The sequence below is a fragment of the Agarivorans sp. B2Z047 genome (assembly GCF_023373605.1).
Taxonomy (GTDB): domain Bacteria; phylum Pseudomonadota; class Gammaproteobacteria; order Enterobacterales; family Celerinatantimonadaceae; genus Agarivorans; species Agarivorans albus.
On record NZ_CP088080.1, the window covers coordinates 2,600,030 to 2,615,633 of the forward strand.

9 protein-coding genes are annotated in these 15,604 nt (G+C 43.4%); 6 read left to right on the forward strand and 3 right to left on the reverse strand.

Annotation, left to right across the window (positions count from 1 at the left end):
* Window positions 1-60 precede the first annotated feature (60 nt).
* From LQZ07_RS12050 to serS, 4 genes are all read left to right on the forward strand, one after another.
* Window positions 61-2,589, forward strand: a complete 2,529-nt coding sequence (locus LQZ07_RS12050; protein WP_371923307.1) for a DNA translocase FtsK — start codon at window positions 61-63, stop codon at window positions 2,587-2,589.
* Window positions 2,590-2,597: 8 nt separating this feature from the next.
* Window positions 2,598-3,203 (forward strand): outer membrane lipoprotein chaperone LolA, encoded by a 606-nt coding sequence (gene lolA, locus LQZ07_RS12055; protein ID WP_016401024.1) that lies wholly within the window; start codon window positions 2,598-2,600, stop codon window positions 3,201-3,203.
* Window positions 3,203-4,516 (forward strand): replication-associated recombination protein A, encoded by a 1,314-nt coding sequence (locus tag LQZ07_RS12060; RefSeq protein ID WP_152782589.1) that lies wholly within the window; start codon window positions 3,203-3,205, stop codon window positions 4,514-4,516. Before lolA ends, LQZ07_RS12060 begins: the two co-directional genes overlap by 1 nt.
* Before the next feature lie 198 nt (window positions 4,517-4,714).
* The gene (gene serS / locus LQZ07_RS12065) at window positions 4,715-6,004 is read left to right on the forward strand and encodes a serine--tRNA ligase (RefSeq protein ID WP_152782591.1); all 1,290 of its coding nucleotides are present in this window, start codon (window positions 4,715-4,717) and stop codon (window positions 6,002-6,004) included.
* Between the two features lie 58 nt (window positions 6,005-6,062).
* Here serS and LQZ07_RS12070 read toward each other — a convergent pair whose 3' ends face one another.
* The 3 genes from LQZ07_RS12070 to LQZ07_RS12080 are packed head-to-tail and all read right to left on the reverse strand — an operon-like array spanning window position 6,063 to window position 9,215.
* A complete protein-coding gene (locus LQZ07_RS12070) occupies window positions 6,063-6,392 on the reverse strand; it encodes a TusE/DsrC/DsvC family sulfur relay protein (RefSeq protein ID WP_152782594.1) in 330 nt (109 codons plus the stop codon).
* Between the two features lie 35 nt (window positions 6,393-6,427).
* Entirely contained in the window at window positions 6,428-8,497 is a 2,070-nt protein-coding gene (locus LQZ07_RS12075) for an FUSC family membrane protein (RefSeq protein ID WP_152782596.1), read from the reverse strand.
* Between the two features lie 52 nt (window positions 8,498-8,549).
* The gene (locus tag LQZ07_RS12080; protein WP_152782598.1) at window positions 8,550-9,215 is read right to left on the reverse strand and encodes a Bax inhibitor-1/YccA family protein; all 666 of its coding nucleotides are present in this window, start codon (window positions 9,213-9,215) and stop codon (window positions 8,550-8,552) included.
* Between the two features lie 303 nt (window positions 9,216-9,518).
* Between LQZ07_RS12080 and LQZ07_RS12085 the strand changes: the two genes are divergently transcribed.
* Window positions 9,519-10,439: a manganese-dependent inorganic pyrophosphatase gene (locus tag LQZ07_RS12085; protein WP_152782600.1), complete on the forward strand. Its 921-nt coding sequence runs from the start codon at window positions 9,519-9,521 to the stop codon at window positions 10,437-10,439.
* Between the two features lie 509 nt (window positions 10,440-10,948).
* Window positions 10,949-15,595 carry a glutamate synthase large subunit gene (gltB, locus tag LQZ07_RS12090; RefSeq protein ID WP_152782602.1) on the forward strand — a complete coding sequence of 1,549 codons (4,647 nt, stop codon included), beginning with the start codon at window positions 10,949-10,951 and terminating at the stop codon, window positions 15,593-15,595.
* Window positions 15,596-15,604 lie beyond the last annotated feature (9 nt).

Sequence of the window (15,604 nt, forward strand, 5' to 3'; positions counted from 1 at the left end):
TTGTTTTGTTTTTAGACAAACAGAATAATTATTGGATATTTTTAGTTCAAGGGAACGCTTGTGACAGATACTACAGACAGCAAATTGTCTGGCTTTGCTCGAATTGCGGAAGTGTGTGCCATCGCAATGGGCGCTTTAGGTGTTTACCTAATGGTAGCCTTATTAAGTTTTAATCCAAGCGATCCTAGTTGGTCGCAAACTGCTGGTCAGCAAAGTATTGCTAATGCTGCGGGAAGTTCTGGTGCTTGGTTTGCCGACTTACTGTTGTTTAGTTTTGGTTTTATGGCTTATAGCATGCCGTTTATTTGTGGTTTGTTGGCTTGGGCCTTGTTTTGGCGCCCTTGTCCGGTAGCCCAAGTAAACTTCTTCACCTTAGGTCTAAGGTTAATTGGCTTTGTATTCACCTTCGTTAGCTTAACCACGCTAGCGAGCATTCATATTGATGATTTTCATTTCTTTTCTTCAGGAGGCTTAGTGGGAGATATCTTCACTCAGCTAATGATTCCAGTGTTTGGCTTGCTTGGCACTAGCATTATTTTATTAGCCGTTTTTGCCGGTGGTATTACCTTGTTTACCGGTCAATCTTGGGTTCAGTTTGTAGAGCAACTTGGTGGGGGCCTTAACTCAACTTACCGTGCAATAGTGAGCTTTCCTGAACGTTTACGTAATAAAAAACAGCGCGAGTTAGAGCAAGATGTTCTTATGAGAGATTTTGCTACTGAGTCTTCATCACAAGAACCAGCTCAAAGTGATTTATCTGTAGGTGATGCTAAACTTCAACAGGATTTTGTTGAAGAGCAAAATACATATCAAGAGCCAACGCTCGAGCAAACTGTTTACTCAAAACCAGAAACCTCTGTTGCTGTTGAGCCTAGTTTCTCCATGGACAGTGACTTTGAGGCAGAGTTGCCACAGGCTAAAGAAGATATTGAATTTGCTTACGAAGACGAAGCGATTGATCCACCAAGTGTGATAATCGATGATACCGCTCCTGAGCCCATGCCAGATATTCCCTTTGACGGTGAAACTGTCGCAGTAGCTAAACCGCCTGCAGCTAAACCCGCAGCGCCGGTAAAACCTGCTCAACCAAGGTTAAGCCGTTTACCTGATATGAATTTATTGGATAGACCCGACAAAAAAGCTAACCCAATTTCACCAGAAGAATTGGAGCAAGTTTCTCGTTTGGTTGAAGCAAAGCTGCTTGATTTTAATATTCAAGCATCAGTAGTTGCCGTTCATCCAGGCCCAGTAATTACCCGATTTGAGCTCGATTTAGCGCCAGGTGTTAAAGTTAGCAAAATTACTAACTTGTCTAAAGATTTAGCACGCGCGCTGTCTGCTATTAGCGTGCGGGTAGTGGAAGTGATACCTGGTAAGTCGGTGATTGGATTAGAATTACCTAACCGTTATCGTGAGATTGTTTATCTTAGCGAAGTTATTGATAGCAGTACCTTCCATCAGTCAAAGTCGCCTCTAGCTATGGTGTTAGGCAAAGATATCGCCGGTCAACCGGTGGTCGCTGATTTGGCAAAAATGCCTCACTTGTTAGTTGCAGGTACTACTGGTTCTGGTAAGTCGGTGGGCGTAAACGTAATGATTGTGAGTCTTCTGTATAAATCAACACCAGAAGATGTTCGGATGATTATGATCGACCCCAAGATGTTGGAGCTTTCAGTTTACGAGGGTATTCCTCATTTGTTGTCTGAAGTTGTTACCGACATGAAAGAAGCGGCGAATGCTTTACGTTGGTGTGTCGGCGAAATGGAAAGACGCTATAAGTTAATGTCTGCAATGGGTGTACGAAACCTTAAAGGCTTCAACCAAAAAGTGGTGGATGCTATTGAGTCCGGCAACCCAATTGTTGATCCATTGTGGAAGCCCGAAGACAGTATGGCTGAAACTGCGCCAACCTTAGAAAAACTGCCTCATATTGTGGTTATCATTGACGAATTTGCCGACATGATGATGATTGTTGGTAAAAAAGTTGAAGAGTTAATTGCACGTATTGCACAAAAAGCCCGTGCGGCAGGTATTCATTTGGTGTTGGCTACTCAGCGACCATCGGTAGATGTTATTACCGGTCTAATTAAAGCGAATATTCCAACTCGTATGGCATTCCAAGTTTCTAGCCGTATTGATTCGCGTACCATTTTAGACCAGCAAGGCGCTGAAACCTTGCTAGGTATGGGAGATATGCTTTATTTGCCGGCTGGCACTGGTGTGCCAACCCGTGTTCACGGCGCATTTGTGGACGATCACGAAGTACATGCTGTGGTTTCGGCTTGGAAAGAGCGTGGCGAGCCTGATTACATTGATGAAATATTGAATGGTGAAGCAGGTCCCGATGCTATGCTGCCAGGTGAAGTAGCTGAGTCTGATGAAGAGTTAGATGCTTTGTTTGATCAAGCTGTTATGCACGTTACAGAAACACGCCGTGGCTCGGTATCTGGCGTACAGCGTAAGTTTAAAATTGGTTATAACCGTGCCGCTCGAATCGTTGAGCAAATGGAAGCTCAGGGCATTGTTAGTGCACCAGGTCATAACGGTAACCGGGAAGTTATCGCGCCGCCTCCAGTGAGAATTGACTAAGAGAAAAGATGAAAAAATTATTGAGTATAAGTTTTGCTGCTTTGTTATCTGCCCAAGCATTTGCCAATGACGCAGCTAACGAGCTAAGAACGCATCTTGCCGATTTAAAAGGGTTTCAAGCGCAGTTTAAACAAACCGTGATAGATGCTGATGGCGTAAGCATTCATGAAGCCGAAGGCAAACTAAGTTTAGCTCGTCCTGCTAAGTTAAACTGGCAACAAGTGATGCCCGAGCAAGATATGATTGTGTCTGATGGTTCAACCATTTGGTATTACAGTCCGTTTGTTGAGCAAGTAACGATTATGGATGCGAGTGAAGCCATCAATCAATCACCATTCATCTTGTTGGCAGATGACCGCAGCGAAAGCTGGCAAAATTATCAGGTAGAAAAACAGCAACAAGGGTTTTTAGTTAAGTCTAAAGATGACCCACTACAAGCTGCTTTTTGGGTAAAGCTAAATGCTGATAATAGTATTTCTCGCTTTGATATTATTGAAAGTACCGGACAGCGTAGCCAATTTGATCTTCAAGGTTTTAAAGCCAACCCAAGCTTTAGTGAAAAACTATTTAAGTTTGAGATCCCTAAAAACACTATGATTGATGATCAACGCTAATGAGCTTAGAGCTGAATTTTGAGGCCGACTTTAGGCCTCTTGCTGCGAGAGTGCGGCCCAGCAAACTAGAGCATTATGTCGGCCAACAACATATTCTGGCCGCTGACAAACCTCTGCATAAAGCCATTTCATCTGGGCAGTTGCACTCGATGATTCTTTGGGGTCCTCCTGGTACAGGAAAAACCACCATTGCAGAATTAGCCGCTTTGTATGCCGATGCGGAAGTAGAAAAGATCTCAGCCGTAACCGGGGGGATAAAAGAAGTGCGCGCCGCTATTGAGCGCGCTCTGCAAAACAAACAGGTTAGTCGGCGCACCATTTTGTTTGTTGATGAGGTTCACCGCTTTAACAAAAGCCAACAAGATGCGTTTTTACCGTATGTCGAGAATGGCACTGTTATCTTTATTGGCGCAACTACCGAAAATCCGTCTTTCGAGCTCAATAACGCCTTATTATCGCGGGCAAAAACTTATGTATTACGCGCTTTAGACAGTGAGGCTATTCAACAACTGTTGAATAGGGCAATTAATGAAGATGAGTTGCTAAAGCAACAAACACTAAATTTTGAAGAAGGTGTACTAGAAGCGCTCTCCACATTAGTAAGTGGGGATGCACGCCGCGCTTTAAACTTGTTAGAGGTGATGAGTGAATTGGCTGAGGGCGAAGGTCAGCAGAAACAGCTAAGTTTTGATCTTCTCAAACAAGTAGCTGGCGAGCGCTATAGTCATATAGATAAAGGCGGCGATAAGTTTTACGATTTGCTATCTGCCCTACATAAATCTATCCGTGGTTCATCGCCCGATGCTGCATTGTTTTGGTACTGTCGAATTTTGGAAGCTAGTGGTGACCCTCTATCGGTTGCGCGACGCTGTTTAGCTATTGCCTCTGAAGACGTGGGTAATGCCGATCCCCGCGCGATGCAAATTGCTGTAAGCGCCTGGGACTGCTTTACCCGAGTAGGCGCAGCCGAAGGGGAGCGGGCGATAGCTCAAGCTGTGGTTTATTTGGCCTGTGCGCCTAAAAGTAACGCGGTGTATACCGCTTTTAAAGCAGCTAAGCTTGCAGCAAAAGAGTTCGGCGATGCCGAGGTGCCTGTGCATTTGAGAAATGCGCCAACCAAGCTAATGGCGGAACTAGGTTATGGCGCAGAGTACCGCTATTCTCACGATGAACCTAATGCATACTCCGCTGGTCAGCAATACCTGCCAGACCCTTTATTAGGCCATCAGTTCTATCATCCTGAGCCCCGTGGTTTAGAAAAGCAGATTGCTGAAAAGCTTGAATACCTGCGTAATTTAGACCAACAAGCGTAATAGCCAACAATAAACAACACTATTTTCAGTTTATTACTCAATCCAGCCTACAGCCCGATTGTGTCTGTAAGTAGTTGCTTTATAATAAGCGAGTTTTGGAAACCAAATAATTAGCAAAGCTTATTTTGCCTTCACTACAGTAGGTTAAAATAGAGCTTTGCCTTTAATTAACGACAAGAATTGGAAGTAGGTTATTGAATGTTAGACGCTAATTTGTTGCGCGGCGAAATAGAAACCACCGCAGAGCGCTTAAAGACTCGTGGATTTGAACTAGATGTAGCACGATTGACAGAGCTAGAGAGTCGTCGTAAAGAGCTGCAAGTTCGTACCCAAGAACTACAAAATGAGCGTAATACCCGTTCCAAATCTATCGGCCAAGCTAAAGGTCGTGGTGAAGATATAGCGCCACTTTTGGCAGAAGTAGGGCAGCTTGGCGAAAAGCTCGATGCTGCTAAAGCCGAACTAAATGACCTGCTAGAAGAAATTAAAGATTACGCTTTAACTTTACCTAACCTTCCTCATCCGAGTGCACCTATTGGTAAAGACGAAGATGAAAACGTTGAATTACATACTTGGGGCGAACTTCCAAGCTTTGATTTTGAAGTTAAAGACCACGTAGATGTAGGTAGCGATTTACAAGGGCTAGATTTTGCTAATGCAGTTAAAATTAGTGGCTCACGCTTCATTGTAATGAAAGGCAAGATTGCCAAGTTACACCGTGCAATCGCTCAGTTTATGCTAGATACGCATACCGAGGAGCATGGTTACCAAGAAATGTACGTTCCTTACTTGGTTAATTCAGACTCTTTATATGGTACCGGTCAAATGCCTAAATTTGGCAAGGATTTGTTCCATACTCAGCCAGCGACCGAAGAAGGCATTGGTATGAGCTTAATCCCAACCGCTGAAGTGCCGCTAACTAACATGTTACGCGACAGCATTGTGGAAGAGGCTGAATTGCCGATTCGAATGACTGCCCATACGCCGTGTTTTCGCAGTGAAGCAGGCTCTTATGGCCGTGATACGCGTGGTTTGATCCGCCAACACCAGTTCGACAAAGTTGAAATGGTGCAACTGGTTCACCCAGAGAAATCTTACGAAGCATTAGAAGAGATGCGCCAACACGCTGAAAACATCCTTCAAAAGCTTAAGCTTCCTTACCGCGTTGTAACACTGTGTACAGGCGACATGGGCTTTGGTGCAACAAAAACTTACGATTTGGAAGTGTGGGTTCCGGCTCAGAACGCTTACCGCGAAATCTCTTCAGTATCTAACTGCGAAGATTTCCAGGCTCGTCGTATGCAAGCACGTTTTCGTGCTGCTGGCGCTAAAAAGCCTGAGTTACTGCACTCACTAAATGGCTCAGGTTTAGCTGTAGGCCGTACTTTGGTGGCAATTTTAGAGAACTACCAAAACGCCGATGGCAGCATCAAGGTTCCAGAAGTATTGCAGCCTTATATGGGCGGTTTAGAAAACATTACGGTTTAAGTAATGCTTAAAAGAAAAAAAGCGCCTTTAGGCGCTTTTTTTATATGCAAATCAAGTGCTAAATGCATTTTACTGGTTTAGGCAACCCGGCAACTTTAGTGGCTTGTTTTGCTGGGCCTTGCGGAAATAGCTTATATAAGTAACGGCTATTACCTTTTTCTGGACCAAACTTTTTGGCCATTGCTTTAACTAAGGCTCGCATGGCCGGGGAAGTATTAAACTCTAAGTAGAAGTTACGAACAAACCTCACCACTTCCCAATGGGCTTCGCTCATTTCTATTTCTTCTAGCTGGGCTATATGCGCTGCTAGGTCTTCCGACCAACTGTTTAAGTCGACTAAATAACCATTTTTATCGGTTTCAAATTGCTGGCCGTTAAATTCAATCATTGTGTACTTTGTGCCTTTTTTATCTTGTGGCTAGTTTACCACTTACCATTTACTAGTAGTTGACGAATTTTCTTTAAGTCTTTGCCGATTAATTGCAGTTGATAAGCAATCAACAGTTCGTTGCCGACTAACTGGGGAAGAATTTGGTTAATTGCTCGGGTAAATGCATCGTTGTTTGCTTGCACTATGGGTCGATGTGGCCCCTTTAGTAACAAGTAATCATGCATCAATTGTAATTCGCTTTGAATCAATTCGCCCAAACAGGCCAAACGCTCGGCCGCTTGATTGGATTGTAGTTCAGTGCGGTGTGTTGATAATGCAGACAAGTGCGATAACAAGTGATGGCTTAAACCAACTAGCTGATATAAGTCTGGAGATAAACGCTGCTTGTGGCTAGGTTCTGCTAGCATGTATTGCCAATGTCGAACTAGCTCTGCTTCGCTTTGATAAGCGTGGTAACGACTTAATCGAAAATTAGTGGTTTCTTCAACATCGCCATTAAAATATTGGTTAAAAATAGCGGTTTGATAATTAGCAGTGTTAGCAAACAATTGACTAATTATTTTTCTGCTTTGTTTGTGTTGCCAATCGGGCCACAGGTAACGAAGTGCCGCCATTGCCATTAAGGCACCAATTACTGTTACTAAGGTACGCACTATCAATGCTTCGTTAGCTGGGTAGCCTTGAAGATCGAGAGAGATGGCTACAAACACCGTAATCATGGCAACCGAAATGGCGTAATTAAGGTGAAAGAACAAAAAGAATAACAGCACTAAACCAGGGATTAATGATGTTAGTGCTATGTCGGGTAGGCGTAAGTAGCTCAAGGCCGCTGCGAAGCCAACTCCAACTATGGTGCCGTATACTCTTTTATCTACGCGTTTTTTAGTATCGTGATAATTAGGTTTTACCACTAGTAAACAACTAAGCATTAGCCAGTAGGCATGTTCATCGCCAGACAATTTGATTAATCCATAGGCAAGTAGCATTAGCGTGGCCATTCGCAAGGCATGGCGATTAATACTTAGGCTGATATCAGCAGCCTGAGACAGGTATTGTTTTACCGATATTCGAGTAAATGGTGAGAAGCTTTGTTCTGGCTCGGGGAAATGCTGTTCGTTAAAGCATAAGGCGATAACCTTATGCAAATTTTTTAGCATATAGGCAAAGCGGGGAGGAACGTCTTTTAGGTTTGCCCGTGCTGTTTCTAAATCATCGACAGCGGATACTAATTCTTTCTCTGCGCTTGCATCGAGGTGCTTTGCTCCAATAACCCGTGCGATTTTAACTAACACTGTTCTCGTGTCGGCTAGTAAGGTTCTTGGCAATACTCGTTGTAAACGTTGGTAGTCTAAGTGTGAGGAGCTTAAGCGTTCATGCAGCAGCTGTGCTTTAAAAAATCGGTCCATTTGGCTGGAACCCACATGCTGCTTGTTACGCTGCTGGTAAACATATAATCCATGGCGAATAACACCCAATTGCTCTGCAATGTCGGCGCTCTGAGCCGTTAGCTTTACTTGTATATCGGTGATGTTTGCTTCGCGTTGAAATAAACGGGTCTTAGTTAATTGATAAAGACTAATTTGTTTAAATATTTGGTCTAACTGTCTGTCTAACCAGCGGGTTGGATATAGCGCATTAATAAGCAATGAGAGTAGGGCGTAACTCAAAGCACCTATCACTAGCCAAAATGGTTGCAGCCAGGGGGTTTCGTAGGTGTTGTAACCAAGCATCGTATATATAGCGATGATTAACGAACACAGAGAAATAGCACCGTATTTTTGCCCAAGCACGGGCATGCGCATAAATAGATAGCTAGAACAAAATAAGCCAATGGCAAATAGCCAGGGAAGGGGAAACAGTAAAGTAACTGAGATGCTGGCCAGGGAAAAGCTCGCCATCATCAACAAGGTGCTTTGCAGGCGATGTTGATAAAAGTCTGGGCTGTCTGCAAGTCCTGCTGCAACCACGCCAAGTGTTGCTGTTAAAGCGAAGTCTAAATTAAATACCAAACCTAGGCTGAGAATAAACATAGCCAAACCCGCGGCTTTACAGGCTATGGTCCAATTAAGTTTGGAAGCATCTAGTTTAAAATTAAGTACCATAAATAAAAACGCCCTGTAAGAACAGGGCGTAATAGTCCTTTAGCTGTATAGCTTAGTCGTCGTTTAGGAAACCTAAAATGCTCAGCAAGTGAACAAAAATGTTAAATACATTTAAGTACATTGAAATTGTTGCACGTATGTAGTTGGTTTCATTACCGTTTAGAATGTTGCTGGTATCATAAAGAATGAAGCCAGAAAACAACAGTACTGCTGCACCGCTAATGGCTAGGCTAAGCATTGGGATTTGCAAAAACAAGTTAAGCAACATGCTAACTACAACCACAATTAAACCCGCCATTAAAAAGCCACTCATAAAAGAGAAGTCTTTCTTAGTGGTTAGCACGTAACCAGACAAGCCAAAGAAAATTAAGCCTGTCATGCCAAGGGCTTGCATTACAATAGCAGGACCTTGTGGGAATTGGAGGTAAGCACTAAGCAACGGGCCTAAAGAGGCGCCCATTAATGAAGTGAATACAAAAGTCCAAACCAAACCCATAGAAGAGTTGATACTTTTAGGTAGAACGAAGAATACGATTATCATGGCGGCAACCATCATACCAATAGATGCCAGGCTACCAATTCCGGCGACTACTGCAAAGAATGCTGCAATGGCACTGGTAAACAAGGTCATCGAAAGTAAGGCGTAGGTGTTACGCAATACCTTATTTGTTTCCAGTTTCGATGCAGCGCTATAGTTTATCGTGCTCGGCTGATTCATTTTTTCACTCCGTTATGACTGAGTTAGTTCGTTAAGTTATGTAAAACGAAATTGTAGTATAACGAGTTTTTTTACAAATAAAATCAAATCCGCCATCTAAAAGTGGGCTTAGCCTCACCAAATTATCATCGAATAATTTCCTAAGACGCTCAACTACTTAACAAAATTGCTTTGATTAAGGTAAATAATCAACAAGCTTAAACCTTCCTTAGTATTGCACTCGCCATCACATAGCCCTATGATCAGCGCATTAACAGGGCAGTTTGCCTAAACCATTCAACGATTAAGAGAGACGGATAACAGATGTTAGTTTTAGGACATACTAATCCAGACTGTGACAGTATTGCCGGTGCAATATCGTTAGCAGAGTTATTAACCAAGCAAGGCACACCAGCAACAGCGATTGCTCAAGGTGAACCTAATCCTGAAGCCAAATTTCTCTTAGACAAAATTGGTTTTGCAGCACCAGAAGTGCGCACAGAGATCGCTGGCGAAGATGTTTGGCTAATTGATTACTCTGATTGGGGTCAAGCGCCAAGAGACGCTAAAAAAGCTAACATTCGCGGTATCGTAGACCACCATAAACTTGGTGATATCACTACTGCAGAACCTTTAGAGTGTTGGATCCGCCCTGTAGGTTGTAGCTGTACTATTGTTTATAGCATGTATCAAGCAGCTAATATTACGCCTAGTAAAGAAGCCGCTACCCTAATGTTAGGCGCTATCTTAAGCGATACAGTTAAATTTAATTCTCCAACATTTACACCAGTAGATCGTGAAGCTGCAGAAGCCTTAGCTTTGCTCGCTGGTGTTGAAGATATTGACGCATTTGCAGACGAGCAATTTGCAGCAAAATCTGATGTGGCGTCGGTGCCTGCGGATGAGTTAGTTTTAAGAGACCAAAAAGTTTATGAGATTAATGGTAAACAATTTGCCATTGCTCAATTAGAACTTACTTCAGTAAAACCGGTACTAGCCCGTTTAGATGAGTTAGAAACGGCCTTAGTTGCGCTTAAACAAGCAAACAACTACCACACAGCTCTTGTACTGTTAACCGACATTACTACCCTAAACTCTACTGGCTTAATTTGTAGTGATGAAGCTGCACAGGTTGCTTCTACCTTAGGTGGAACTATCGAAGGTTCAGTTATCGACCTTCCAGGTGTAGTTAGCCGTAAGAAACAAGTTATGCCGCCGCTACAACGTGAGTTTGATGTAGCTTAAAGGGCAAACCCTTAGCTAAAAGCCAGCGTCTATCGCTGGCTTTTTTGTAGGTAAATGTTAGAGCGCTTTCTTTTGTAACTCTCGGTAGCGTTTTCAGCAACATGATGCTTTAAAATGGTTTACAAATTACGTTATTTTATTACGTTAAGATGCCTTTAACGCAAAATTATCAAGTGATAGTGAATTTTTCTGCACTATTTGTGAGAAAAAACTCGCTTTTTTAGTCTCTTACGCATTTTTGTAAAAAAAATCGTGTTTAATTTCAAGTCAAGTCTGAAATTCAAATTATATCTGTGGTAGCATTTCGTTTACTTTCGTGACGAATGGACTAGCTCCTGCGTTATTGAATGCTGTTGTTTTGGAGGTTTTTAGAATAATTATCTGTGAAAGGTAGTTGTTCACACATCATCGATAGATGGTGGGGCTCCTCTTTAAATGAAAATACTATTGATGTCTAAGGTCCTGTCGGTCTGAATAACATTAATATAGCAGTAAATAGGAATTACTGGATGACAAACATAACTCAACACAATAAGAGCCTTTATAGGCCAGAATTCGAACACGATAGCTGTGGTATCGGATTCGTTGCCCACTTAAAAGGGCGTAAAAGTCATGATGTGATCGAAAACGCATTAACCATGCTTACTTGCATGGAGCATCGTGGTGGTACTGGTTGTGACGTAGATAGTGGAGACGGCGCCGGTATTCTCATTCAGCTTCCTCATGAGTTTTTTAACGAAGAAGTAACAAAATTGGGCTTCAGCTTACCTAAACCAGGTGAGTATGGCGTGGGTATGGTTTACTTCCCTGCTGGTGAAGCTATTCGTCGCGAATGTCGCGAGATACTAAACCGTAACATTGAAAAACTAGGCTTAACCCTATTAGGTTACCGCGTAGTTCCAAAAGACAACTCTAGCTTAGGTCAAGCATCTCTAGATAATGAGCCGCAAATTGAACAAGTGTTCATTGCGCGTCCAGCTGACTTAGACCAGCAAGTTTTCGAACGTAAGCTATTTGTTTTACGTAAATACACTCTGCACATTGCTGATGCGACAGTTGCTGGTGTAGATGAAGACTTCTATATGGCTTCGATGTCTTCTCGTACCATTGTATACAAGGGTCAGTTAACTACGGCTCAAGTACGCAAGTATTACTTAGATCTTCAAGATTCACGTGTGGTTTCGGCAATTGCCATGTTCCACTCGCGTTTCTCTACTAACACCTTCCCAGCATGGCGCTTAGCACAGCCGTTCCGTTACATTGCACATAATGGTGAAATTAACACTGTTAAAGGTAATGTAAACTGGATGCGCGCACGTGAGTCTTTGCTTGCGAGTGTAAACTTCAGCAAAGAAGAACTGGATATGATTAATCCAGTTTGTGATATCTCTCGCTCAGACTCTGCAAACCTAGACATGTGTGTAGAGCTACTTGTATTAAGTGGTCGTCCACTAGAACAAGTAATGATGATGGTTGTGCCAGAAGCATGGCAAACTCAAGATGACATGGACCCGGTGAAGCGTGCCTTCTACGAGTACTACTCTTGCATCATGGAACCATGGGATGGCCCAGCTTCAATTTCATTTACCGATGGTAAAGTAATTGGCGCAACACTAGACCGTAACGGCTTACGTCCTTCTCGTTACCTAGTAACCGATGATGGTTTAGTGGTAATGGGCTCTGAAACTGGTGCATTGGTTGTAGACCAATCTAAAGTGGTTCAAAAAGGCCGCTTGCAACCAGGTAAAATCTTCATTGCCGACCTAGAACAAGGCCGCATTGTTGCTGATGATGAAGTTAAACACACAGTGTGTTCTAGCCAGCCTTATGGCAAATGGGTAGAAGAAAACAAGATTGTTTTAGATGATCTTCCGTTACCAGAAGGTTACGACCGTTTTGCTACGCAGCACAGCCTAGAGAAACGTCAAAAAGCATTTGGCTACAGCCAAGAAGATATTAACGCGGTATTGAAGCCGATGGTTGGTACTTCTAAAGAACCACTTGGTGCAATGGGAACAGATACGCCGCTAGCGATTTTATCTGATAAAAACCCGCACTTATCGCATTACTTTAAGCAATTGTTTGCTCAGGTAACTAACCCGCCAATCGACCCAATTCGTGAAGAAATGGTAATGTCACTACGTACATACGTAGGTGCGGACTTAAACTTACTTGAAGAAACGCCGCTGCATTGTCGTAAAGTTGAGATTAAGCAACCAGTATTAACTAACGACCAGTTAGCTAAGCTACGTAGCATTGATCACAATCACTTCCAAGCTGCGACTATTCATACCACTTTCCACGCCTCTGGTGCAGAAAATGAGTTAGAAAAAGCGCTTGAGCGTATTTGTCGTCACGCTAAAGATGCGGTAGATGATGGTTTCTCAATTCTAATCTTGAGTGACCGTAAAGTAGATAGTGACCACGCAGCAGTGCCTTCTGTACTTGCTACAGCAGCAGTTCACCACTACTTAATTCGTGAAGGCATTCGTGCTCACGCAGACCTAATTGTTGAGTCTGGCGATATTCGCGAAACCCACCATTTAGCAACTGTATTAGGTTATGGCGCAGCAGCGGTTAACCCATACTTAGCAATTGAAACGCTTCTTGATATGCGCGACCAAGCAATTATCGAAAGCAGCCTAAGTAACGATGAAGTTGTTGAGCGCTACACAAAAGCAGTGAATAGCGGCTTGCTAAAAATCTTCTCGAAGATGGGTATTTCTACACTTCAGTCTTACCAAGGTGCGCAAATCTTTGAAGCGCTAGGTATTAACTCTGAGGTAGTGAAAAAATACTTCACCGGTACAGTGACCCGTATTGAAGGTTTAAGCTTAGACGGTATCGCTACAGAAGCACTAAACCGTCACCGTGAAGGTTTCCCTGCAGACGACAACCCATTCAGTGATCTAATCCTGAAAACCGGTGGTGAGTACGCATGGCGTAAAGACGGTGAACGTCACCTATTTAACCCAACAACGATTCGTTTGCTACAAAATGCTTCGTCGACTAACGACTACAAAGTGTTTAAAGAATACGCTGCAAACGTAGATAACCAAGCTAAAGAAGCGTTCACGCTACGTGGTTTATTGAAGTTTAAATCAGATCGTGAAAGTGTACCGCTAAGCGAAGTTGAATCAGCAGAAACAATTCTTAAGCGTTTTGCTACTGGTGCAATGAGCTTTGGTTCTATTTCTTGGGAAGCACACACCACACTAGCAATTGCTATGAACCGCATTGGCGGTAAGAGTAACTCTGGTGAGGGCGGTGAAGACCCAATTCGCTTTAAGCCTATGGAAAATGGCGACTCAATGATCTCTAAGATCAAACAGGTTGCTTCTGGTCGCTTTGGTGTAACTAGCCATTACTTGGCCAATGCTGAAGAGCTACAGATCAAGATGGCGCAGGGTGCTAAACCGGGCGAGGGTGGTCAGTTACCAGGTGATAAAGTTGATGCTTGGATCGGTAAAACTCGTGGCTCAACGCCAGGTGTTGGTCTAATTTCACCACCTCCACACCACGACATATACTCAATCGAAGATTTAGCCCAGCTAATCTACGATTTGAAAAATGCTAACCGCGATGCACGTATTAACGTTAAGTTAGTATCAGAAGCGGGTGTAGGTACAATTGCTTCTGGTGTATGTAAAGGTTACGCCGACGTAGTACTTATTGCAGGTTATGACGGTGGTACTGGTGCTTCTCCACTTAGCTCAATTAAACACGCGGGTCTGCCGTGGGAGCTAGGTCTAGCAGAAACGCATCAAACGCTAATTCAAAATAAACTACGTAGCCGTATTACTGTACAGGCCGATGGTCAACTTAAAACACCACGCGATTTAGCCGTAGCAACTTTGCTAGGTGCTGAAGAATGGGGCGTAGCAACTGCTGCCCTAGTAGTTGAAGGTTGTACCATGATGCGTAAGTGTCACTTGAACACTTGTCCAGTGGGTATTGCTACTCAGGATCGTCGTTTGCGTGAGCGTTACGCAGGTCAAGTTGACCACGTTGTTAACTTCTTCAAGATGATGGTTGAAGGTTTACGTGAAATTATGGCTGAACTAGGCTTCCGCTCAATTAATGAGATGGTTGGTCAAAGTCAGTGTCTAACTCCACGTACCGATGTTGATCATTGGAAATACAAAGGCGTGGATTTATCTCCAATCCTTTATAAAGCTGATGACAGTGGTAACGAAACACTTTACTGCAGCCAAGAGCAAAAACACTTAATTCACGACATCGTGGATCGCCAGTTAATCAAAGATGCCGCTAAGGCGCTTGAGAGTGGCGAAGAAGTATCTCTGAAATCAGAGATCATCAACACCAACCGCAGTGTTGGTACTATGTTGTCGAACGAAATATCTAAGCGTTATGGCGCTGAAGGCCTACCAGAAGACACGATTAAAGTGAAATTCAACGGTAGTGCAGGTCAAAGCTTTGGTACTTTTGCCGCTAAAGGTATTAAGTTTGAACTTGAAGGCGATGCCAACGATTACTTCGGTAAAGGCTTATCTGGCGCCAAGTTAGTGGTTTACCCAGATGCAAGCGCACCGTTCGAAGCTCGCAAAAACATCATTGTAGGTAACGTAGCCTTCTTTGGTGGTACTTCTGGTGAAGCTTATATTCGCGGTATAGCTGGTGAGCGTTTCTGTGTTCGTAACTCTGGTGTAACAGCCATTGTTGAAGGCGTAGGTGACCACGGTTGTGAATACATGACCGGCGGTAAAGCGGTAATTCTTGGAGAAACGGGTCGTAACTTCGCAGCTGGTATGTCTGGCGGTGTAGCGTACGTATTAGACCGTAACAAGCAATTTGCCTCACGTTGTAACATGGAAATGGTTAAGCTAGGCGGCGTTGAAGACGCAGCTGAAGCAGCCGAGCTAAAAGCATTAATCGAGAATCACTTAGAGCAAACCGGCTCTGATGTAGCAAAAGAATTGCTAGCTGATTGGGATAACGCACTTAGCATGTTTGTTCGTGTAATGCCTACCGATTACGAGCGTATGCAGAACTACATGAAAGAAGCTAAAGCTACGGGTGAGCATGAAACGGATTACGATGTAGCGGTAGCTGCATTCGATATGCACCTTGATAGCGTAGCGCAAGCGAAAAAAGCCAAGGCTGAACAAGCCAAACAAAAAGCTGAAGCGGTTTAGGAGAGAGAC